This window comes from Variovorax sp. GW821-FHT09B05 (genome assembly GCF_059418265.1).
Map to the genome: position 1 here is coordinate 123,559 of NZ_JBWKPN010000001.1, position 20,479 is coordinate 144,037.

Annotated in this window: 13 protein-coding genes; 8 read left to right on the forward strand and 5 right to left on the reverse strand. The window is 71.3% G+C overall.

Annotated elements, in window-relative coordinates:
• Positions 1-102: 102 nt before the first annotated feature.
• The 5 genes from AC07RM_RS00565 to AC07RM_RS00585 all read left to right on the forward strand — a co-directional run bounded on the left by AC07RM_RS00565 (position 103) and on the right by AC07RM_RS00585 (position 7,077).
• Positions 103-1,170, forward strand: coding sequence for a porin (locus tag AC07RM_RS00565; RefSeq protein ID WP_495332181.1), 1,068 nt, complete (start codon positions 103-105; stop codon positions 1,168-1,170).
• Between the two features lie 50 nt (positions 1,171-1,220).
• A complete protein-coding gene (locus AC07RM_RS00570; RefSeq protein ID WP_495332183.1) occupies positions 1,221-2,825 on the forward strand; it encodes an alkaline phosphatase D family protein in 1,605 nt (534 codons plus the stop codon).
• 4 nt (positions 2,826-2,829) lie between these two features.
• Positions 2,830-4,131 carry an MgtC/SapB family protein gene (locus tag AC07RM_RS00575; protein WP_490878582.1) on the forward strand — a complete coding sequence of 434 codons (1,302 nt, stop codon included), beginning with the start codon at positions 2,830-2,832 and terminating at the stop codon, positions 4,129-4,131.
• A 38-nt stretch (positions 4,132-4,169) separates the two neighbouring features.
• A complete protein-coding gene (gene acs, locus AC07RM_RS00580) occupies positions 4,170-6,167 on the forward strand; it encodes an acetate--CoA ligase (protein WP_495332185.1) in 1,998 nt (665 codons plus the stop codon).
• Between the two features lie 199 nt (positions 6,168-6,366).
• Entirely contained in the window at positions 6,367-7,077 is a 711-nt protein-coding gene (locus tag AC07RM_RS00585) for a glycosyltransferase family 2 protein (RefSeq protein ID WP_495332187.1), read from the forward strand.
• 3 nt (positions 7,078-7,080) lie between these two features.
• On the opposite strand, the gene AC07RM_RS00590 is transcribed toward AC07RM_RS00585, so the two are convergent.
• The 3 genes from AC07RM_RS00590 to AC07RM_RS00600 form a co-directional block, all read right to left on the reverse strand.
• On the reverse strand, positions 7,081-7,344 hold the full coding sequence (locus AC07RM_RS00590; protein ID WP_490878715.1) for a hypothetical protein: 264 nt from the start codon (positions 7,342-7,344) through the stop codon (positions 7,081-7,083).
• Between the two features lie 229 nt (positions 7,345-7,573).
• Positions 7,574-7,828: a DUF1488 family protein gene (locus AC07RM_RS00595; RefSeq protein WP_296799659.1), complete on the reverse strand. Its 255-nt coding sequence runs from the start codon at positions 7,826-7,828 to the stop codon at positions 7,574-7,576.
• 75 nt (positions 7,829-7,903) lie between these two features.
• Positions 7,904-8,077: a hypothetical protein gene (locus tag AC07RM_RS00600; RefSeq protein WP_495332190.1), complete on the reverse strand. Its 174-nt coding sequence runs from the start codon at positions 8,075-8,077 to the stop codon at positions 7,904-7,906.
• 289 nt (positions 8,078-8,366) lie between these two features.
• Here AC07RM_RS00600 and AC07RM_RS00605 point away from each other — a divergent pair, with 289 nt between their 5' ends.
• Both AC07RM_RS00605 and AC07RM_RS00610 read left to right on the forward strand, forming a co-directional pair.
• Positions 8,367-8,585 carry a hypothetical protein gene (locus AC07RM_RS00605; protein WP_398493072.1) on the forward strand — a complete coding sequence of 73 codons (219 nt, stop codon included), beginning with the start codon at positions 8,367-8,369 and terminating at the stop codon, positions 8,583-8,585.
• Positions 8,582-16,810 carry a glycoside hydrolase family 94 protein gene (locus tag AC07RM_RS00610; protein ID WP_495332192.1) on the forward strand — a complete coding sequence of 2,743 codons (8,229 nt, stop codon included), beginning with the start codon at positions 8,582-8,584 and terminating at the stop codon, positions 16,808-16,810. The genes AC07RM_RS00605 and AC07RM_RS00610 overlap by 4 nt, the downstream gene beginning before the upstream one ends.
• Positions 16,811-16,843: 33 nt before the next feature.
• On the opposite strand, the gene AC07RM_RS00615 is transcribed toward AC07RM_RS00610, so the two are convergent.
• Positions 16,844-17,515, reverse strand: coding sequence for a LuxR C-terminal-related transcriptional regulator (locus tag AC07RM_RS00615; protein WP_495333394.1), 672 nt, complete (start codon positions 17,513-17,515; stop codon positions 16,844-16,846).
• A gap of 335 nt (positions 17,516-17,850) precedes the next feature.
• Here AC07RM_RS00615 and gmd point away from each other — a divergent pair, with 335 nt between their 5' ends.
• Positions 17,851-18,891 carry a GDP-mannose 4,6-dehydratase gene (gene gmd / locus AC07RM_RS00620; protein ID WP_495315578.1) on the forward strand — a complete coding sequence of 347 codons (1,041 nt, stop codon included), beginning with the start codon at positions 17,851-17,853 and terminating at the stop codon, positions 18,889-18,891.
• 13 nt (positions 18,892-18,904) lie between these two features.
• Here gmd and AC07RM_RS00625 read toward each other — a convergent pair whose 3' ends face one another.
• The gene (locus AC07RM_RS00625; protein ID WP_495332194.1) at positions 18,905-20,437 is read right to left on the reverse strand and encodes a mannose-1-phosphate guanylyltransferase/mannose-6-phosphate isomerase; all 1,533 of its coding nucleotides are present in this window, start codon (positions 20,435-20,437) and stop codon (positions 18,905-18,907) included.
• Between the last annotated feature and the right edge of the window lie 42 nt (positions 20,438-20,479).

Consider the following 20,479-nt stretch of genomic DNA (forward strand, 5'->3'; position numbering starts at 1 on the left):
TCTTTCGCTCCCCCGACGCCGGATGGATTCGTCACGCATGCGCGTGAGGGGCCCGCCTGCGCGTCGCCATCCCCGGGTCACCCCTACCACTCGAAGAAAAAGATGAAGAGACAAAGAAGATTCACCCCCGTCATCGCCGGCGGCGCCATGCTCGCCATCGGCGCCTGCCACGCGCAGTCGACCGTCACCCTGTTCGGGCTGATCGACACCGGCGTCGCCCACTACCGCGTGCACGGCAAGGGCAGCCAGACCGCGCTGGCCTCCGACGGGCTCGCGAGCAGCCGCCTGGGCTTTCGCGGCCAGGAAGACCTGGGCGGCGGCCTGAGCGCGGGCTTCTGGCTCGAGGGCTCGCTCGCCGTCGACAACCCCACGTCTTTCGACCTCGCGCGGCGCTCGACCGTGAGCCTGGCCGGTCCCTGGGGCGAGCTGCGGCTGGGCCGCGACTACACGCCGACCTACCTGATCCAGTCGGACTTCTCCGGGCCCTGGGTCACCAATGGCGTCGGCGAGAGCATCGTCTACCGCGGCCGCGCCGTCCTCTACGGCAGCGCCAACGCGGGGCAGAGCTCGCATGTGCGCGTGAGCAATTCGGTCGGCTACTTCCTGCCGCGTGACCTGGCCGGCTTCTCGGGCCAGTTCCAGTACGGCCTGCCCGAGGCGGTCGACGGCGGCGACGCGGAGCGCTACCTCGGCGGGCGCCTCGGCTACCGGCAGGGTGCGTTCCGCGTGGGCGCGGCCTACAGCCGGACCATGGGCGGGCCGAAGGCGCCGACCACGCGCCCGCACGACATCCGCTCGGCCAGCCTCGGCGTCGCCTACGACTTCGGCGTGGCATCGGTCGAGGCGCTCTACGCGCAAGACCGGGTGGAGATGCCGCTCGGTCACAAGCGCTTCGAAGGCGCGACCGTCGGCGTGACGGTGCCGGTCGGCCCCGGCGAGATCCGCGCGAGCTACGGACAGGTAGCCTTCCGCTACCCGGGCGACCGCTCGCGCGCCAGCAAGATCGCGCTCGGCTACGTGCACCACCTGTCGAAGCGCACCGCGCTCTATGCGACCGTTGCCCATGTGCGCAACCGGCGCGGCGCCGCGCTGACCGTCGGCGGCGATGTCGCGGGCCTCGCCGACCACGCGGCCAGCGGCCAGAACTTCGGCATCCGCCACGCGTTCTGAGCGCGCCCGTCCGGCTGAACCACCCCCACAATCCACGATTGGAGACAAGCATGCACCGTCGCGATCTCATCCGCCTGGCCTCGGCCGCCGCGGCCGCCACCTCCCTGCCGCGCTGGAGCTGGTCGAGCACGCTGGCCCAGCGCGACCTGTTCCCGCTCGGCGTCGCCAGCGGGTCGCCGACCCCCGACGGCTTCGTGCTGTGGACGCGGCTGCTCGACGGCCCGGTGCCCGGCACCGTGCCCTTCGACACGCCGCGCCTGCCGCTGCCCGCCGCGCTGACGGTGCGCTGGGAGGTGGCCGAGGACGAGGCCTTCCGCCGCATCGTGCGCGCGGGCCAGGCGAACGCGCTGGCCGAGCTCGGGCACGCGGTGCACGTGGAGGTGTCGGGCCTGCGGCCGGACCGCTGGTACTTCTACCGCTTCATGCACGGCGACGCGGTCACGCAGACGGCGCGCACGCGCACCGCGCCGGCCCCGCACGCCATGCCCGGGCGCACGCGCTTCGCCTTCGTCTCGTGCCAGCGCTGGGAGCAGGGCCACTACGCGGGCTACCGCCACATGCTCGACGAGAACCTCGACCTGGTGGTGTTCCTCGGCGACTACGTCTACGAGTACGCGATGCCGAAGAAGCCACCGAGCTACCAGCTGGTGCGCACGCACACGCTGCCGGCCGCGAAGACGCTCGCGGACTTCCGCGACCGCTACGCGCTCTACAAGACCGACGTTCAGCTGCAGGCCGCGCACCGCGCCTGCCCGTGGCTCGTGACCTGGGACGACCACGAGGTGCAGAACGACTACGCAGGCCTCGAAGGCACCGGCGCGGCGGGCGACTTCCTCGCGCGGCGCGGCGCCGGCTACCAGGCCTTCTACGAGAACATGCCGCTGCGCGCCTCGGTGCTCACGCAGGGCGTCGGCGGGCTCGGCACGCTCGACGGCCTGCGCATCCACGAGCGGCATGCCTGGGGGCGGCTGCTGCGCTTCCACATGCTCGACACGCGCCAGTACCGCGACCGCCAGCCCTGCCGCGTGCCCGGCGAGGAATCGCCGAGCTCGGTGACGCCCACCGGCTGCCCCGAGCTGCGGGACCCCGCGCGCTCGATCCTCGGCAGCTACCAGGAGCGCTGGCTCGAGCAGGGCCTGGCGCAGGACGCCGCGCTGGGCGAGCGCTGGAGCGTGGTGGCGCAGCAGACCATCTTCGCGCAGCGCAACTACAAGCCGCTGCCGGCCGAGAGCTACCACCCCAGCACCTGGGACGGCTATCCCGCGAGCCGCCAGCGCGTGCTCGACGCGGTGCAGGGCGCGGGCGCGCGCAACACCGTCTTCCTCGGCGGCGACATCCACCAGAACTACGTGAGCCGCGTGCTGGCCGACTTCTCGCGGCCGCAGTCGCCGGTCATCGCGAGCGAGTTCTGCGGCACCTCGATCGCCTCGGCCAGCGGCACGGCGCAGAGCCGCGCGCAGGAGATCGCCGACAACAACCCGCACATCCTGCTCGCGCGTTCCGACAGGCGCGGCTATGCGGTGGCCGACGTGACGCCCGGGCGCTGGCTCACTTCGCTGCGCGTGCTCGACGACGTGGCGCAGCCCGACAGCGGCATCTCGACGCTGGCGCGCTTCGCGGTCGACGACTGCGTGCCGGGCCCCCGGGCGGTCTGACCCCATGCCAGACAAGACCATCCCCATGACCACCGGGGCCGAGTGGCCCTACCTGGAGATCCTGGTGCGGCTGGCGCTGAGCCTGGCGCTCGGCCTGCTGATCGGGCTGGAGCGCGAGCGCCGCGGCAAGGAGGCGGGGCTGCGCACCTTCGGCTTCATCTGCCTGCTGGGCGCGCTCGGCGGCCTGCTCGGCATGCCGGTGGCGCTGCTGTGCCTGGCGCTGGTCGGCGTGCTCGCGGTGCTGCTCAACGTGCAGACGCTGCGCGCCGGGCAGGGCGCCGAGCTCACGACCTCGGCCGCCATGCTCGTGACCTGTCTGGCCGGCGTGCTCTGCGGCCAGGGCCACACCATCTCGCCCGCGGCCGTGATGGTGCTGGCCACCGCGCTGCTGGCGTGGAAGGAGCGGCTGGCCGGCTTCTCGGCCGGGCTGACCGAAAGCGAGATGCGCTCGGCGCTGCTGCTGGCGATCCTCGCGATCGTGATCTATCCGGCGCTGCCGGCCGGGGCCGTGGGACCGTGGCACCTGGTGGAGCCGCGCGCCGCCTGGGTCACGGTGATCCTGATCGCGGGCATCGGCTTCGTGAACTACATCCTCTGGAAGCTCTACGGTACGCGCGGCACCGAGCTCTCGGGCTTTCTCGGCGGACTGGTGAACAGCAACTTCACGGTGATCGAGATGGCCTCGCGCGTGGTCGCCACGCGCGGCGCCTACGTGGGCACGGCCTACCGCGGCATCCTGCTGGCGACCACTGCGATGGTGGTGCGCAATGCCGGGCTGCTGCTGATCCTGGCGCCGCTCGCGCTGCTGGGCGCCTCGGGCGCCTTCGCGCTGATGATGCTCGCGAGCGCGGTGCTGGTACTGTGGAGCTACCGGCGCGCCACGCGCGGCCCCGTGCCCGACGTGCCCGAGATCAAGCTCGACCTGCCGTTCTCGTTGCCGCTGGCGCTCAAGTACGGCGTGGTGTTCCTGGTACTGCACATCGTCGGCGGCCTCACGCAGCGGCAGTTCGGCGATGCGGGCTTCTACTTCGTGAGCGTGGTCGGCGGCCTGATGTCGAGCGCGAGCGCCGTGGCCGCGGCCGCCGCGCTCGCGTCGCAGGGCAGCCTGTCGGCCACCACCGCGGGCACGGGCGCGGTGCTGGCCTCGCTCACGAGCATCGCCTTCAGCATGTCCTTCGTGCTGCGCACGCGCGAACGCCGCCTCACCACGAAGCTTTGCACGGCCATGCTGTGCATCGCCGTCGCCGGTGCCCTCGGGCTGGCCGGTTGGCATGTGGTCCTGCCGATGCTGCCGATCGGCCACTGAAGGCCGCACCGATACCTCCATCCCTCGAACCCGACACCATGAGCCATCCCTCGAAGAACATCGAATCCGTCCTGGTCGAGAACCGCGTGTTCCCGCCCGATGCCCGCGCCACCGAAGGCGCCCGCATTTCCGGCATGGCCGCTTACGACGCCCTGTGCAAGGAAGCGGAACAGGACTTCGAAGGCTTCTGGAGCCGCCAGGCCACGACCCACCTGCAGTGGACGAAGCCCTTCAGCAAGATCCTCGACGAATCGAACGCGCCGTTCTACCAATGGTTCGGCGACGGCGAACTCAATGCCAGCGCCAACTGCCTCGACCGTCACATCGGCACGCCGGTCGAGAACAAGACCGCCATCGTCTTCGAAGCCGACGACGGCACCGTCACCCAGGTCACCTACAAGGAGCTGCTCACGCGCGTGAGCCAGTTCGCCAATGCGCTCAAGGCGCAGGGCATCAAGAAGGGCGACCGCGTCATCGTCTACATGCCGATGACGGTCGAGGGCGTGATCGCGATGCAGGCCTGCGCGCGCATCGGCGCCACCCACAGCGTGGTGTTCGGCGGCTTCTCGGCCAAGGCGCTGCAGGAACGCATCATCGACGCCGGCGCGGTCGCGGTCATCACCGCCAACTTCCAGCTGCGCGGCGGCAAGGAGCTGCCGCTCAAGGCCATCGTCGACGACGGCATCGCGCTCGGCGGCTGCGAGTCGATCAAGACCGTGTTCGTGTTCGAGCGCACGCCCTCGGCCTGGCACCGCGTCGAGGGCCGCGACAAGACCTTCGCCGAGGCGCTGGCCGGCCAGAGCACCGAGTGCGCGCCCGAGCCGGTGAATGCCGAGCATCCGCTGTTCATCCTCTACACCTCGGGCTCCACCGGCAAGCCCAAGGGCGTGCAGCACGCCACCGGCGGCTACCTGCTGTGGGCCAAGATGACGATGGACTGGACCTTCGACATCCGTCCCGATGACGTGTTCTGGTGCACCGCCGACATTGGCTGGATCACCGGCCACACCTACGTCGCCTACGGCCCGCTCGCGGCCGGCGCCACGCAGGTGGTGTTCGAGGGCGTTCCCACCTTCCCGCACGCGGGTCGCTTCTGGCAGATGATCGAGAAGCACGAGGTCAGCGTGTTCTACACCGCGCCCACCGCGATCCGCTCGCTGATCAAGGCGGCCGAGGGCGACGAGAAGGTGCATCCGAAGAACTGGGACCTCACGAGCCTGCGCATCCTCGGCTCGGTCGGCGAGCCGATCAATCCCGAGGCCTGGATGTGGTACCACCGCAATATCGGCGGCGAGCGCTGCCCGATCGTCGACACCTTCTGGCAGACCGAGACCGGCGGCCACCTGATCACGCCGCTGCCGGGCGCCACGCCGCTGGTGCCGGGCTCGTGCACCCTGCCGCTGCCGGGGATCATGGCGGCGATCGTCGACGAGACCGGCAAGGACCTGCCCAACGGCGCGGGCGGCATGCTGGTGATCAAGCGGCCCTGGCCCTCGATGATCCGCACCATCTGGAACGACCCCGAGCGCTTCAAGAAGAGCTACTTCCCCGAGGAGATGGGCGGCACGATCTATCTGGCCGGCGACGGCGCGGTACGCAGTGCCGACCGCGGCTACTTCCGCATCACGGGCCGCATCGACGACGTGCTCAATGTCTCGGGCCACCGGCTGGGCACGATGGAGATCGAGTCGGCGCTGGTGTCCAAGACCGACCTCGTGGCCGAGGCCGCGGTGGTGGGGCGCCCGGACGACCTGACGGGCGAGGCGATCTGCGCCTTCGTCGTGCTCAAGCGCGCGCGGCCGACCGGCGAGGAGGCGAAACAGATCGCCACCGAGTTGCGCAACTGGGTGGCCAAGGAGATCGGGCCGATCGCCAAGCCCAAGGACATCCGCTTCGGCGACAACCTGCCGAAGACGCGCAGCGGCAAGATCATGCGGCGGTTGCTGCGCAGCATCGCCAAGGGCGAGGCGATCACGCAGGACACCTCGACGCTGGAGAACCCGGCGATCCTCGATCAGTTGTCGCAGACGAATTGAGCGACGCGCCGGGCGCTGCCGGCCGCCGGTGCAATGACGCCAGCGAAGCGGCGTGTCCTACAAGGGGCGGTGAACGGACGGGCTAGCTTGCAGCGTCCACATTCACCCCGCACGGGAACACCGCCATGACCCAGCCACCAAAGAACGCGCGGTCGCCCGCCACACCGATCCACCACGCCGTCGCCGCGCGAGGCGCGGCATGATCGGCATCGTCGTCCCCGCCCACGACGAGGAGGCGACGATCCGCGCCTGCCTCGCGGCGACGCGCCGGGCGTCGCTGCATCCCGCGCTGGCGGGCGAAAAGGTCGAGACCATCGTGGTGCTCGACGCCTGCACCGACGCGACCGGCGTGGTGGCCGCCTGCTGCGATGCGCTGACGGTGACGATCCGTGCGCGCAACGTGGGCATGGCGCGCGCCGTCGGTGCCGAGGCCCTGCTGGCGCGCGGCGCACGCTGGCTCGCGTTCACCGATGCCGACACGCTGGTGTCCGAGGATTGGCTGGCCGCGCAACTGGCGCTGCAGACCGAGGTGGTGTGCGGCACGGTCTCGGTGGCCGACTGGTCGCCCCATGGCGGCAACGCCGGTCTGCTCGCAGCGCATTTCGGCGCGACCTACACCGATCGCGAGGGCCATCGCCACGTGCATGGCGCCAACCTGGGCGTCTCGGCCGCGGCCTACCGCCGGGCCGGCGGCTTCCGGCATCTGGCCTGCAGCGAGGACGTCGCGCTGGTGCGGGCGCTGGCGGATGCCGGATGCTCGATCGCATGGAGCGCGCTGCCGCGCGTCGTGACCAGCGCGCGCACCGATGCGCGCGCGGAAGGCGGCTTCGCCACCGCGCTGCTCCATGCGGTGGCGCAGCGCCTGGCCGAAGCGGCGGGCGGGCCCTCGGGCGCCGCCGCTGTCGCTTGAAGCTCAGTCCGTGTCGGCCAACGGGCCGACGGGCGGTGCATCCTCGTCCTCGCCGGGAGTGCGCGGCCCGATGTTCTCGTCGCGGACCATGCGCTTGAGTTCGGCGCATCCGTCCTCGAAGGCGTCGAGCCACAGGTCGTAGGCCATGGGGCTGGCCGACAGCTCCACCCACTCGGAGGCGTCGTCGCCCTGCTCGTGCAGCACCCAGTGGAAATGACCGGGCTCCACTTCCTCGACGAACACCGCGATGCGGCGCAGCCGGCTCATGGCCGCTCTCCGGCGGCCTTCGCCGCGTCGCGAAGCATGTTGGAATCGTCTGCCATAAGGCCTCCTGAAAGTTGTTCGACCACTGCCGATGCAGGCCGCGAGTCTGTGGAGTGGGCCCACCCTGGTGCCGTAGGTGTTCGACGCATCGCGACGCAGGAGACGGGCAGGGCCAGGGATGCCGGGCGCAACGCCAGTGGGTGCGCGGTCGTGCGGAAGGCGATCGCAGCCACTACCCGGTAACGCGCAGGTCGTGTTCCCGCAGCATCACGGGCGGTGTCGAGCCCTGGGCCAGCCGGCGTCGCACGGCGGCATCGATCTCCTCGGCATGCGATGCATAGGTCTCGAGGGGATCGGCGTTGTCGGCGGTGCGGAAGTGGTAGTGCAGGGCCGCCTTGCCGACGCTGGCGCTCACCGATTGGCCGTCCACAGTGACGAAGAAGCGGACCGCGCTCGAGGCGTCGTGGAAGAAGGGGGTATCGGACATCGATGGACTTTCTGGCGCGAACGAGCGCGACCTGGAGGGGGTGGGAAGGCGAAGAGGCGTCACGGCGCGCCGGCGCTACGGGGGCGCTGCGTGGAAATACGCATCGATCGCCCAGAGCGCGAGCAGCACGGCGGCGTAGAGCACGCCGGCGAGGATCAGGGCGGCGCGCAGCGATCCCATCTCGGCGGTCGCGGGCACGATGACCGGCGGGCCCGCGGCGGCGGGAAGGGCGGGGAGGGGCTTATTCATGGGAGCGCTTTCGTTGCAAGCCTTGGCGTCGAGCGGTGCGCCCGGTTCGGGTGTCCGCTGCCAGGCAGCCGGCCCACGCTACGCCTGTTTGACGGAAGGCGTGCGACTTTCGGTGCGCGCCGCGCGCCATGCAGTCGCAGCGCGCGAGGCCTTGTAGGCGAACAGGCCTTTCTCGCGCGCAGGCCGAATAAGCGAGCGCGGGCGCCGGAAAGAGAGTACGGTCGGCAGACGTTCACACAGTTCTCGCGATCGCGCGGCAGCTCTTGATCCGTCACAAGGAGCCGTAGCCATGTCAGCCCCCCTCTCGTCCATCCCTTCGCACGCCGACCTCATCGGCAGCGACGTCGATTCCCTCGCCTCCCACATGCGCCATTGCGCGCGCGCGCACGGCCGCTGGTCGTCGCTGCGCGGCCGCCTGCAGCAGCTGCACGCGCTCGCGGCCGGCCGCATCGTGACCCTGGCATGCGCCGCCGTGGTGCTGGCCATCGGCCTGTTCCTCGCGGCTTGAGCGCCGCGGCCATCGTCCACAGGCTCGACGGACTGAGCGCCTATGCGCGCAACCTGCTGCTCAACCCGCACGATCCGGTAGCGCCACCGATCCGCGCGGAGCTGTTCGGTGCCCAGCGTTTCGAACAGCACGGGCGCAGCCTCGCGCGCGCGCAGGCGGTGGTGGCGGACGACGACCGCGCGCGCCACGCGCGCGAGCGCGCGCCGTTCTTCCCGCGCGTGCACGAGAACCTCGAGTCGCTGCGCAGCGCCTTCGACTACATCGCGCTGATCTCGCAGAGCGGGCGCTACGTGTCGCCGGCCGCGGAATGGCTGCTCGACAACTTCCACTTGGTCGAGGCGCAGCTGCAGCAGATCCAGGACGGCGTGCCGCGCAGCTATTACGCGCGCTTGCCCAAGCTCGCGCGCGCGCCGCTGGCCGGCCTGCCGCGCGTCTACGGCATCGCCTGGGCCTACGTGGCCCACACCGACAGCGTGCTCAACCAGGCGCTGTTCACCGCCTTTCTCGATGCCTACCAGGACGTCGACGAACTCACGCTGGGCGAACTCTGGGCCCTGCCCACCACCTTGCGCGTGGTGCTGCTCGAGAACCTGCGCCGCGTGGCCGAGAGCATCGCCGAGAACAAGGTGGCGGGCGAGATCGCGCACGCGGCCTGGGACGCGGCCGCGCGGCTCGACGCGGCCGACCTCGACGTGCTGTTCCGCGCGCTGCACAGCCACGGCCTGCAGCACAGCTACCTCACGCAGCTGTGGCAGCGCCTGCCGGGCGAGCATGGCGAGAACATGCCCGCGCTGGTGCGCTGGACCGAGCTGCACTGCCCGAACGGCGCGGCGCTGATCCGCGATGCGCAGGACGCGCAGGTGGCCGCCAACCTGACGGTCGGCAACATCATCACCACGCTGCGCATGGTCGGGCAGGTGGAGTGGAACGACCTGATCGAACCGGTGAGCCGCTCGCTGCGCGTGCTGCGCGAGCTGCCGAGCTTCGCGGCCGAGAGCGAGCCCACGCGCCAGCAGATCACGCATGCGATGGAGCAGGTGGCGCGCCAGAGCCGGCGCTCCGAGCGCGACGTGGCGCAGGCCGTGGTGCAGCTGGCCATGGCGGCCGCGCACGACGGCATCGATACGCGCGAGCCCGATGTCGACCCGGCGGACGAGACCGCCGGCTACTACCTGTTCGGCCAGGGCCTGCCCGCGCTCGATGCGCTGCTGCGCCCGCGCGCCGACGGCGCGGGCTATCGCGCGCGCCGCGCCGCGCGGCACGGTGCGCGCTCGTGGCGGCTGCCGCTGTACGCCTTCGCGGTCGTGCTGGTCACCGGCCTGCTGTTGCTGGCCGCCGCGCGCGGGCTGCCGCACCGCGGCGACTGGCTGTCGGTGCTGGCGCTCGTGCTGCTCGCCTGGCCGCTGTCGGAAGCGGTGACCGCGCTGGTCCAGCGCATCGTCGCGGAATCGGTGCGCGTGCAGGCGTTGCCGCGGCTCGATTTCGCGGCCGGCATTCCCGCGCGCCACCGGGTGCTGGTCGCGGTGCCGGCCATGCTGGTCTCGGCCGAGGGCAACGCGCAGCTCGCGCACCGCCTCGAGCTGCACTGGCTCGCCAACCGCGAGGCGCACGCCCAGTTCGCGCTGCTGACCGACTGGGTCGATGCGCCGCTGGCGACGCTGCCCGGGGACGCGCCGCTGCTCGAGGACGCGCTCGCGCGCATCGCGGCGCTCAACGCGCGCCATCCCGCGGCCGAGGGCGCGCTGCCGCGCTTCGTGCTGCTGCACCGCCCGCGCAGCTGGAGCGACACCGAGCAGCGCTGGATCGGCTGGGAGCGCAAGCGCGGCAAGCTCGAGATGCTGCTGCGCCTGCTGGCGCAGGGCGAGGCCGACGGCTTCCTGCCGCTGGCGCCCGGCAGCTTCGCGACCGGCCGCACGCCCTACGTGCTCACGCTCGACAGCGACACCGTGCTGCCGCCCGGCGCGCTGCGCGAGCTGGTCGCGGTCGCCGCGCATCCGCTCAACGCGCCGCGCGTCGATGCCGCGCGCCGCCGCGTGGTCAGTGGCTACGGCATCCTGCAGCCGCGCATCGTCACGCCCTTCGGGCCGCGCGAGGAGCGCTCGCTGTTCCGCTGGATCTTCGCGGGCGCCTGCGGGCTCGACCCCTACAGCAACAGTGCCTCCGACGTGTACCAGGACGTCTTCGGCAGCGGCTCGTTCACCGGCAAGGGCCTGCTCAACGTGCGTGCCGTGCATGCGGTGCTCGACCGCCGGCTGCCCGACGACGCGGTGCTGAGCCACGACCTGCTCGAAGGCTCGATGGCGCGCTGCGCGGTGGTGAACGACCTGGTGCTGGTGGAGGACTTCCCGCACCACGCGGGCGTGTTCGCCTCGCGCGTGCACCGCTGGGTGCGCGGCGACTGGCAGCTGCTGCCGCTGATGCGGCGCGCCCGCCACTACGGCATCGACGGCGTGGGGCTCTGGAAGATGGGCGACAACCTGCGCCGTTCGATGGTGGTGCCGGCCTCGTTCGCGCTGCTGGTGCTGGTGGTGTTCACGCATGCGCTGCCGCTGGGCTGGACCTTGCTGGCCGTGGCCGCGGGGCTGACCATCGGCCCGGTGCTCGGCGCGCTGGCCGGGCTGGTGCCGACGCGGCGCGCGATCGAGCTGCGCCATTTCTTCGACGTCGGCGCGGTCGAGCTGCTGCGCGCCCTGGCCGGCGCGGCCTGGCAGTTCGTGCAGCTCGCCGCGCAGGCGCGGATGCTGCTCGACGCGATGGCGCGCGCGCTCTGGCGGCTGCTGGTGAGCCGGCGGCGCCTGCTGCAATGGACCACCGCCGCGCAGTCGCAGGCCCAGTCGAGCCAGCGCCTGGCCGCGTTCCTGCGCGGTGGCGGCGCGGTCGCGGGGGCCTGCCTGCTGCTGGCCGTGGCCGCGCACTACAGCGACTGGCCGGTGCTGGCCCCGCTGCTGTTCGTGCTGTGGGCACTGGCGCCGGTCGCGGCCTGGTGGGGCAGCCGGGTCGAGACCGGGCGTCCCGATGCGCTCGACACCGGCCAGCGCGACTACCTCGAGGCGCTGGCGCGCGACACCTGGCGCTTCTTCGAGCACGTGGTCGGCGCGCAGGACAACCACCTGCCGCCCGACAACCTGCAGACCGATCCCGAGCCGGCCCTGGCGCACCGCACCTCGCCGACCAACATCGGCATGTACCTGCTGGCGGCCGCCTGCGCGCGCGAGTTCGGCTGGATCGGCAGCACCGAGCTGGTGGCGCGGCTGACGGCCACGCTCGGCAGCGTCGACCGGCTGCACAAGCACCAGGGCCACCTGTGCAACTGGTACGACACGCAGACGCTCGAGCGGCTGGCGCCGGCCTACGTCTCGAGCGTGGACAGCGGCAACCTGGCCGGCCACCTGATCGCGGTGGCGCAGGCCTGCCGTGCCTTCGCGGCGCAGGACGCGGCTGGTGGCGGCACGGCCGGGGCACCGAACGGCGAGGCCCTCGAGGCGCTCGCGCGGCGCTGCGAGGCGCTCAGCGACGGCATGGACTTCCGCGGCCTCTACGACCCGAAGCGGCACCTGTTCCACATCGGGCTGCGCGTGGACGACGACGTGCTCGACGCCAGCTACTACGACCTGATGGCCTCGGAGTCGCGGCTGCTGAGCTTCCTCGCGATCGCCAAGGCCGACGTGCCGCGGCGCCACTGGATGGCGCTGGGCCGGCCCTTCCTGCTGGTGGGCTTCCGGCCCGGCCTCAAGTCGTGGTCGGGCTCGATGTTCGAGTACCTGATGCCCTCGCTGGTGATGCCCGAGCCCGACGACGGCCTGCTGCAGGTGGCCAATGCCGCCGCCATCGCCGAGCACCGGGCCTTCGCGCGCGCGCAGGACCTGCCCTGGGGCGTGTCGGAGTCGGCCTATCACGGCCGCGACCATTCGCTGGCCTACCAGTACGCGCCTTTCGGCGTGCCGCGCCTCGCGCTGCGCCGCACGCCGCCCACCGACCGCGTGGTGGCGCCCTACGCGAGCGCGCTGGCCGCGGTGCTCGCGCCGGCCGAGGCGACCGACAACCTGCGGCTGCTCGAATCGCTGGGCGCACGCGGTGCCTACGGCTTCCACGACGCGGTCGACTTCACCGCCTCGCGCCAGCACGAGGGCCAGGCCTTCACGGTGGTGCGCAACTTCATGGCGCACCACCAGGGCATGACCCTGGTGGCACTGTGCAACGTGCTGCGCGACGACGCGCCGCGCCGCTGGTTCGGCAGCGCGGCCGTGGTGGAGGCGCATCTCTCGCTGCTGCACGAGCGCACGCCGCGCCAGATCATCGGCAGCGCCGATCCGCGCTCGCCGCCCGAACCGAGCCGCGGCGAGCTGCCGCCGATGTTCCAGCCGCGGCTGGTCGATCCGCTGGCGCCGGGCCCGCAGCCCACGCACCTGCTGTCGAACGGCCGCTACACGGTGGCGCTACGCGCCAGCGGCGCCGGCGTGAGCCGCTGGCGCTCGTTCAACGTGACGCGCTGGCGCGACGACCCGCTGCGCGACGGCTACGGCACCTTCTTCTACCTGCGCGACGACGCGAACGACACGCCCGTCTCGCTGACCGCGCTGCCCGCGCCCGGCATCGACTGGGACTACCGCACCCGCTTCCTCGCCGACCAGGTGCAGTTCGATGCCAGCGGGCCGGGCCTGCAGGTGCGCACCACGGTGCTGATCAGCCCCGAGGACGACACCGAGCTGCGCAGCATCACGCTGCAGAACATCAGCGACCGCACGCGCACGCTCGAGCTGTTCTCGTACTTCGAGCCGGTGCTCTCGAACCCCAAGGCCGACGAGGCCCATCCGGCCTTCGCCAACCTGTTCGTCGAATCGCGCTGGCGCCCGGACTTGCGCGCGCTGCTGATGTCGCGCCGGCCGCGGCTGCAGGGCGATCCGGCGGTGGCGGCCGTGCATTTCGTGGCCTCGGTCGATGCCCACGTGATCGCCATCGACTGCATGACCGACCGCCGCGCCTTCGTCGGCCGCAACCGCACGCTGGCGGCGCCGGCGATCGACATGCAGCCGCTCGATGCCACCGGCGCGCCCATCAACGGCCTCGACCCCATCGCCTGCCTGCGCGTGCGACTGTCGATCGCGCCGGGCGCCACCGCGCGGCTGGGCTTCGCCACCGCGGCCGACGACAGCATCGAGGCGCTGATGCCCACCATCGACCGCTACCTGGAGCCGATGCACGTGGAACGCACGAAGCGCATGGCCGCCACGCTGGCGCAGGTGCGGCTGCGCGACCTGACGATCACGCCCGCGCAGAACGTGGCGCTGCAGGACCTCACCACCATCCTCACCTACACCACGCCGCGCCCGATGGGCGAGCGCGGCCTGTTCGACCTGCGGCAGATCTGGCGCTTCGGCATCTCGGGCGACAAGCCGATCGTGCTGGTGCTGATCCATTCGGTGAGCGGCATGGGCTTGGTCAACGCGCTGCTGCGCGCGCAGCCGTGGTGGGGCTTCGGCGGCGTGGCCTGCGACCTGGTGGTGATCAACGGCGAGCCGGCCTCCTACCTGCTGTCGCTGCAGCGCGAGATCGAGACCTTGCGCCAGCGCGTGCTGCAGCAGACCCGCAACAGCTTTCCGCGCAACGACACGGCCGGCTTCTACCTGCTGCACGAGCAGGAAGTGTCGGCCGCCGAGCGCGCGGCGCTGTCGAGCATGGCGCGCGTGGTGTTCACCGCCGACGGGCGTGCGCTCGACGTGCAGGTGGCCGCCTTGCGCGAAGCGCGCGGCATGGGGCCGTGGGCACCCGAGGCCGTGCTGCCGCCGGCCGTGCCGCTGGCGGCAGGCGTCGCGTCGAGCCTGCCGGCCGAAACCGTCGCGGGCGAGTTCGATGCCGCGAGCGGCGAGTTCCGCTTCGAGGTGGGCCTGGCACGCCGCACGCCGCGGCCATGGATCAACGTGATCGCCAACGCGGGCTTCGGCTTCCAGGTCTCCGAGTGGGGCAACGGCTTCACCTGGGCCGGCAACAGCCGCATGCACCAGCTCACGCCATGGTCGAACGACCCGGTGCAGGACCCGGCCTTCGAGCACTACCTGCTGCAGGACCTGTCGACGCGCGAGCTACTGCCGCTCACGCCGGCCGGACGAGGTGGTGGCGGCGGTGGCGACGGTGCGCCCGACGACCTGCTGCATCGCGTTCGCCATGGCCAGGGCTATACCGTCTTCGAATGCCGGCTGGGCGGGTTGTCATTGAGCACCACCTTCCTGGCTGACCGCGACGATGCCGTGAAGCTGGTGCACGTGCGCCTGCGCAACGAAGGCAGCGGCACGCGCCGGCTGCGCGCGCTCGCGATGGCCGAGTGGCAGCTGGGCGCGGCGCGCGGCGAGCGCCGCAGCGTGCGGACCTGGAAGCAGGACGACCTGCCGGCCGTGTTCGGCGAACAGCGTGAATCGAGCGGCGGCTTCGGCGGCGGCACCGCCTTCCTGATGCTCGCGGGCCTGCCGGGCGCCACCCAGTGGACCTGCGACCGCAACGAGTTCTTCCGCGGCCGCGGCATCGTCGAGGTGCCCGACAGCCTCGGGCGCCGCGGCGGCAGCGGGCTCGATGCCTGCGCGGCCGTCGACGGCGAATTCAGGCTGGCCGCGGGCGAGAGCGCGAGCTTCACCTTCGTGCTGGGCCATGCCGACAGCGCCGAGGCCGCCATCGCGCTCGCGCGGCGCTGGCGCGAACGCGACGTGCCGGCCGCGCTCACGCAGGTCGGCGGCTTCTGGGACGAGCTGCTGGGCCGGCTGCAGGTGCGCACGCCCGATCCGCTGTTCGATGCGATGGTCAATCGCTGGCTGGTCTACCAGACCCTGGCCTGCCGGCTGTGGTCGAAGGCCGGCTTCTACCAGGCCGGCGGCGCCTTCGGTTTCCGCGACCAGCTGCAGGACGCGATGGCCTTCGCGCTCACCGATCCCAAGCGGCTGCGCGCGCAGATCCTGGTCAACGCGGCGCGGCAGTTCCCCGAGGGCGACGTGCAGCACTGGTGGCACATGCCGGGCGGCGCCGGCGTGCGCACGCATTTCTCCGACGACCTGCTGTGGCTGCCGTTCGCGGCCGCGCACTATGCGCAGGTGACGGGCGACGCCACGCTGTTCGACGAGAGCGTGGGCTTCATCGAGGGCGCGGCGATCCCGGCCGGCGCCGAGGACGCCTACTACACGCCGCAGCATGCCGGCCGCGTTGCCAGCCTCTACGAGCACGGCGCGCTGGCCATCGACCGCAGCCTCGCGACCGGCACGCATGGCCTGCCGCTGATGGGCACGGGCGACTGGAACGACGGCATGAACCGGGTCGGCCACGAAGGCCGCGGCGAATCGGTCTGGCTCGCCTGGTTCCTCTGCAGCGTGGTCGAGCGCTATGCGCCGATTGCGCAGGCGCGCGGCGAGACCGAACGCAGCGCGCGCTGGCTGCGTGCGCGCGAGGGCTGGATCGCCGCGCTGCACGATGCCGGCTGGGACGGCGCCTGGTTCCGCCGCGCCTTTTTCGACAACGGCGCGCCGCTGGGCTCGGCGGCCAACGACGAGTGCCGCATCGACCTGATCGCGCAGGCCTGGTCGGTGCTGTCGGGCGCGTCGGACGAAGGCCACACCCACGCCGCGATGGCCGCCGCGAAAACGCATCTGCACGACGACACGGCCGGGCTGCTGCGCCTGCTGGCGCCGCCCTTCGTGCAGTCGGCCAACAACCCGGGCTATATCCAGGCCTACCCGCCGGGCGTGCGCGAGAACGGCGGGCAGTATGCGCATGGCGCCGTGTGGGGACTGATGGCGCAGGCGCTGACGGGCGACCGCGAGGCGGCCTGGGCGAGCTTCGAAGGCCTGAGCCCGGCCCATCGCGCCAGCGATCCGCGGCGCGGTCCGGCCTACGAGCTCGAGCCCTACGTGATGGCCGGCGACATCTACGGCGCCGCGCCCTACGTGGGACGCGGCGGCTGGAGCTGGTACACCGGCTCGGCCGCGTGGCTGCACCGCGCGGCGGTCGAAACGCTGCTGGGCCTCACGGTGAAGGGCCACGCGCTGTCGCTCGCGCCGCGCGTGCCCGCGCACTGGCCAGCCTTCGAGATCGAACTGCGGCTCGGGGAGCGTGAGTTCACGCTGCAGTGGGGCGCGCCGCAGGGCGCTGCCAGTGCCACCCACCATGCGGGGGAGGGCGACTGGATCGACTGGCAGGCGCTGCCCGCGAAGGCGGTGGTGCGGGTCGGGAAGCGCATGAGCGCCTGAGCCGCCGGCCAGGCGTTCGCGCCTGCGCCCGGCTCACAGCAGCCCCGTCAGGGTCGCGCGGCTCACGGCCTGTGCGCGCGAATGCACGTTGAGCTTCTTGTAGATGTTCTTCATGTGGGCATTGACGGTCTGCATCGAGATGCCGAGCGCCAGGCTCACCACCCGCGATGCCTGCCCCCGCGCCACGCAATGAAGCACTTCGCGCTCCCTCGTCGTGAGCACGATGTCCAGGGGATGGGGTTCGGGGGCGGGCCCGTCCACCGAATGCCGCCCCATGCGCGCCAGCAGCCGCCGCGACAGCCTGGGCGTGATGGCCGCGCCGCCATTGACCACCTGCAACACGGCCTGCGCGAAGCTCTGCTGCCACGCGTTCTTCAGCAGGTAGCCCGTGGCGCCGGCCTCGAAGGCACGCAGCACGTGGGCGTCGTCCTCGAGCGCGGAGACCACGATGATCTCGCAGTGGCTCTGCTGCTTGCGCGCATCGCGGATCAGTTCGAAGCCCGAGCCGTCGACCAGGCGCAGGTCGAGCATCAACACGTCGAACTCTTCCGACGCGAGCAGGCGCCGCGCATCGCGCGCGCTGCCGGCCTGGCCCTGGAGCCGGATACGCATGTCCGACAGCAGCTCCTGCGCGATGACGCGGCGCATGCCCTCGTCGCCGTCCACCAGCAGCACGCGCACGGGGGCGTCGTCCTGCCCGGTCATGAAATGCGGCCACTGCGGCTCGCCGGGCCGGCAGACGCCGGTCCCGTCACGGGTGCGGTAGCGGGTGATGCGGCCGCCGTCGAGCCTGGCGAACGTCTCGGAATCGGACGATGTTTCGTCGGTCATGAGTAACTCCCTTGTGTCAAAGCGACCTGAATGTTTTATGGGGTCGCGGAATCCACGAATGGAGTACTTTCTAATTGCTTTGAATGTAGGCCAGGGCGCTGTCGATACCGCAAGCGAGGGGTGATGGGTACGTAGTCGAAAGGCCCAAGTTGCCCACCGCGACGGCGGAACTCCTGTACGCTGCATCACGAGTCAACCAAGGAACCGTGATGAAGAAGAAGACCGCGATCGTCACGGGCATCAGTGGCCAGGACGGCGCCTATCTGGCGCAACTGCTGCTGGCCAAGGGCTATGTGGTCCATGGCACCTACCGCCGCACCAGCTCGGTCAATTTCTGGCGCATCCAGGAGCTCGGCATCCAGGACCATCCCGATCTGCATCTGGTCGAGTACGACCTCACCGACCAGGGAAGCTCGCTCAGCCTGGTCCAGCAGACCGAGCCCGACGAGATCTACAACCTCGCGGCGCAAAGCTTCGTCGGCGTCAGCTTCAACCAGCCCGTGGCCACGGCGCACATCACCGGCATCGGGGCGCTGCACCTGCTCGAGGCGATCCGCCTCATCGACCGGCGGATCCGCTTCTACCAGGCATCGACCTCCGAGATGTTCGGCAAGGTACAGGCCGTGCCCCAGGTCGAGGGCACGCCGTTCTATCCGCGCAGCCCCTACGGCGTGGCCAAGCTCTATGCGCACTGGATGACCGTCAACTACCGGGAGAGCTACGGCATCTTCGGCAGCTGCGGCATCCTCTTCAATCACGAAAGCCCGCTGCGCGGGCGCGAGTTCGTGACGCGCAAGATCACCGACGCCGTGGCCCGGATCAAGCTGGGAAAGCTCGAGGTGCTGGAGCTGGGGAATCTCAACGCGCAGCGCGACTGGGGCTTCGCGCGGGAGTACGTGGAGGGCATGTGGCGCATGCTGCAGACGAGCGAGCCCGATACCTACGTGCTGGCGACGAACCGTGCCGTGACCGTGCGCGACTTCGTTCGCCTGGCGTTCCGGGGCGCGGGGATCGAGGTGGAATTCAGGGGCGTCGACGAGGCGGAGACCGCCGTCGACACGGCGACCGGCAAGACGGTGCTGCGCGTGAACCCGAAATTCCACCGCCCCGCCGAGGTCGACCTGCTGATCGGCGACCCCAGCAAGGCCAGGGACCAGCTGGGATGGGCGCCCACGACCACGCTCGAGCAGCTCTGCCAGATGATGGTGGACGCCGACCTGCGGCGCAACGAGGCCGGCTTCTCGTTCTGAGCGCCGCGCCGCCTCAGGCGGGCTGCGCTTCGGGCAGGGGACGCGGGCTGTTCCACTCCACCGTCGGCGTCGCGACGGCGCCTTCGCCGGCGATCGACAGCAGCGCCTGGTTCTGTGCATCGCCGCGATCCGCCACGATGCCGCAGCGCCCGTAGCTGTCGTCGAAACGCACGATGTCGTCCTCGCCGAGATAGCTGCCGGTCTGGACCTCGATCACCTCCAGCGTCGTCTTGCCCGGGTTCTCGAGCCGATGCACGCAGCCCAGCGGCAGGTAGATCGATTCGTTCTCGCGCACCAGCCTGACCTTCCCGTCGCAGGTGGTCTTGGCCGTGCCCTGCACCACGATCCAGTGCTCCGAGCGGTGGTGATGCATCTGCAGCGACAGCTTGGCGCCGGGCTTGACCGTGATGTGCTTGACCTGGAAGCGCTCGCCGTTGTCGATGCTGTCGTACGCGCCCCAGGGCCGCACCGTGCGCCGGTGCTCGGTGGCCTCGGGCCGGCCCTCGAGCGCCAGCATGCGCACCACCTCGGCGACCTGCTCCACGCAACCCGCGCTCGCGACCAGCAGCGCGTCGGGCGTGTCCACGATGATCAGGTTCTCGGTGCCCAGCGCCACCACCGGACGGTGCGGCGCATGGATGAAGGTGTTGCGCGCGCGCAGGCTGCGGCCCTTGCCGCTCGTGCGGTTGCCTGCTTCGTCCGCGGGATGCAGGGTCGCGACCGCGTTCCAGCTGCCCACGTCGCTCCACGCGCCCTCGAAGCGCACCATCGCGATGTCGGGGTGTTTCTCGAGCACCGCGTAGTCGATGCTCTCGCTGCGGCAGGCCTGGAAGGCCTCGGCGCCGAGGCGGCGGAAGCTGCCGTCGATCGACGAAGTCGCGAGCGCGCGCTCGCAGGCGAGCAGCACGTCGGGCGCATGCGTGCGCAGGGCCGCGACCAGCGTGCCGGCGCGCACGAGGAAGATGCCCGCGTTCCAGCAGAAGCCGCCGTGCGCGAGCAGCGCCGCCGCCACCTCGGCCTGGGGCTTCTCGAGGAAGCGCGCGACCGCGTGGCTGCGTCCGTCGGCCGAGGCGGCCCCCACCTCGATGTAGCCGTAGGCCGTGCTCGCGAAGGTCGGCGCCACGCCGAAGGTCACGATGCGACCGGCGCGCGCGGCCTCGACGCCGGCGTGCACGGTGTGCGCGAACAACTCGGCATCGGGGATGTGATGGTCGGCCGGTGCAAAGAGCAGCAGCTCGTCGGCTCCGGCCTGCAGCGCCGCCACCGCCATCGCGGCCGCGGTGTTGCGCCCCACGGGCTCGAGGATCTGGCACCCGCCGACGCGGGCGGCATCCACCGTCTCGCGCACCAGGAAGCGGTGTTCCTCCGCGGCGATGCAGGTGATCTCGCCATGCAGGCCGCGCAGCCGTTCCAGCGTGAGCTGCAGCAGGCTCTTGCCGCCCACCAGCGGCGCGAACTGCTTGGGCAATGCCTTGCGCGACAGCGGCCACAGGCGCGTGCCGCTGCCGCCGCACAGCACGACGGGATGGATGATGGAAGTGGTCATGGGGGTGTCCGATGAAAGAAAAAGGAGGAGAAGAGGAGGGGC

Excerpts from the sequence above, each read along its gene's own strand:
- AC07RM_RS00585 (WP_495332187.1), top strand. The coding sequence starts at position 6,367 with ATGATCGGCATCGTCGTCCCCGCCCACGACGAGGAGGCGACGATCCGC.
- AC07RM_RS00600 (WP_495332190.1), bottom strand. The coding sequence starts at position 8,077 with ATGAATAAGCCCCTCCCCGCCCTTCCCGCCGCCGCGGGCCCGCCGGTC.
- AC07RM_RS00605 (WP_398493072.1), top strand. The coding sequence starts at position 8,367 with ATGTCAGCCCCCCTCTCGTCCATCCCTTCGCACGCCGACCTCATCGGC.
- acs (WP_495332185.1), top strand. The coding sequence starts at position 4,170 with ATGAGCCATCCCTCGAAGAACATCGAATCCGTCCTGGTCGAGAACCGC.
- AC07RM_RS00570 (WP_495332183.1), top strand. The coding sequence starts at position 1,221 with ATGCACCGTCGCGATCTCATCCGCCTGGCCTCGGCCGCCGCGGCCGCC.
- AC07RM_RS00590 (WP_490878715.1), bottom strand. The coding sequence starts at position 7,344 with ATGAGCCGGCTGCGCCGCATCGCGGTGTTCGTCGAGGAAGTGGAGCCC.
- AC07RM_RS00625 (WP_495332194.1), bottom strand. The coding sequence starts at position 20,437 with ATGACCACTTCCATCATCCATCCCGTCGTGCTGTGCGGCGGCAGCGGC.
- AC07RM_RS00575 (WP_490878582.1), top strand. The coding sequence starts at position 2,830 with ATGCCAGACAAGACCATCCCCATGACCACCGGGGCCGAGTGGCCCTAC.
- AC07RM_RS00595 (WP_296799659.1), bottom strand. The coding sequence starts at position 7,828 with ATGTCCGATACCCCCTTCTTCCACGACGCCTCGAGCGCGGTCCGCTTC.
- AC07RM_RS00615 (WP_495333394.1), bottom strand. The coding sequence starts at position 17,515 with ATGACCGGGCAGGACGACGCCCCCGTGCGCGTGCTGCTGGTGGACGGC.
- AC07RM_RS00565 (WP_495332181.1), top strand. The coding sequence starts at position 103 with ATGAAGAGACAAAGAAGATTCACCCCCGTCATCGCCGGCGGCGCCATG.
- gmd (WP_495315578.1), top strand. The coding sequence starts at position 17,851 with ATGAAGAAGAAGACCGCGATCGTCACGGGCATCAGTGGCCAGGACGGC.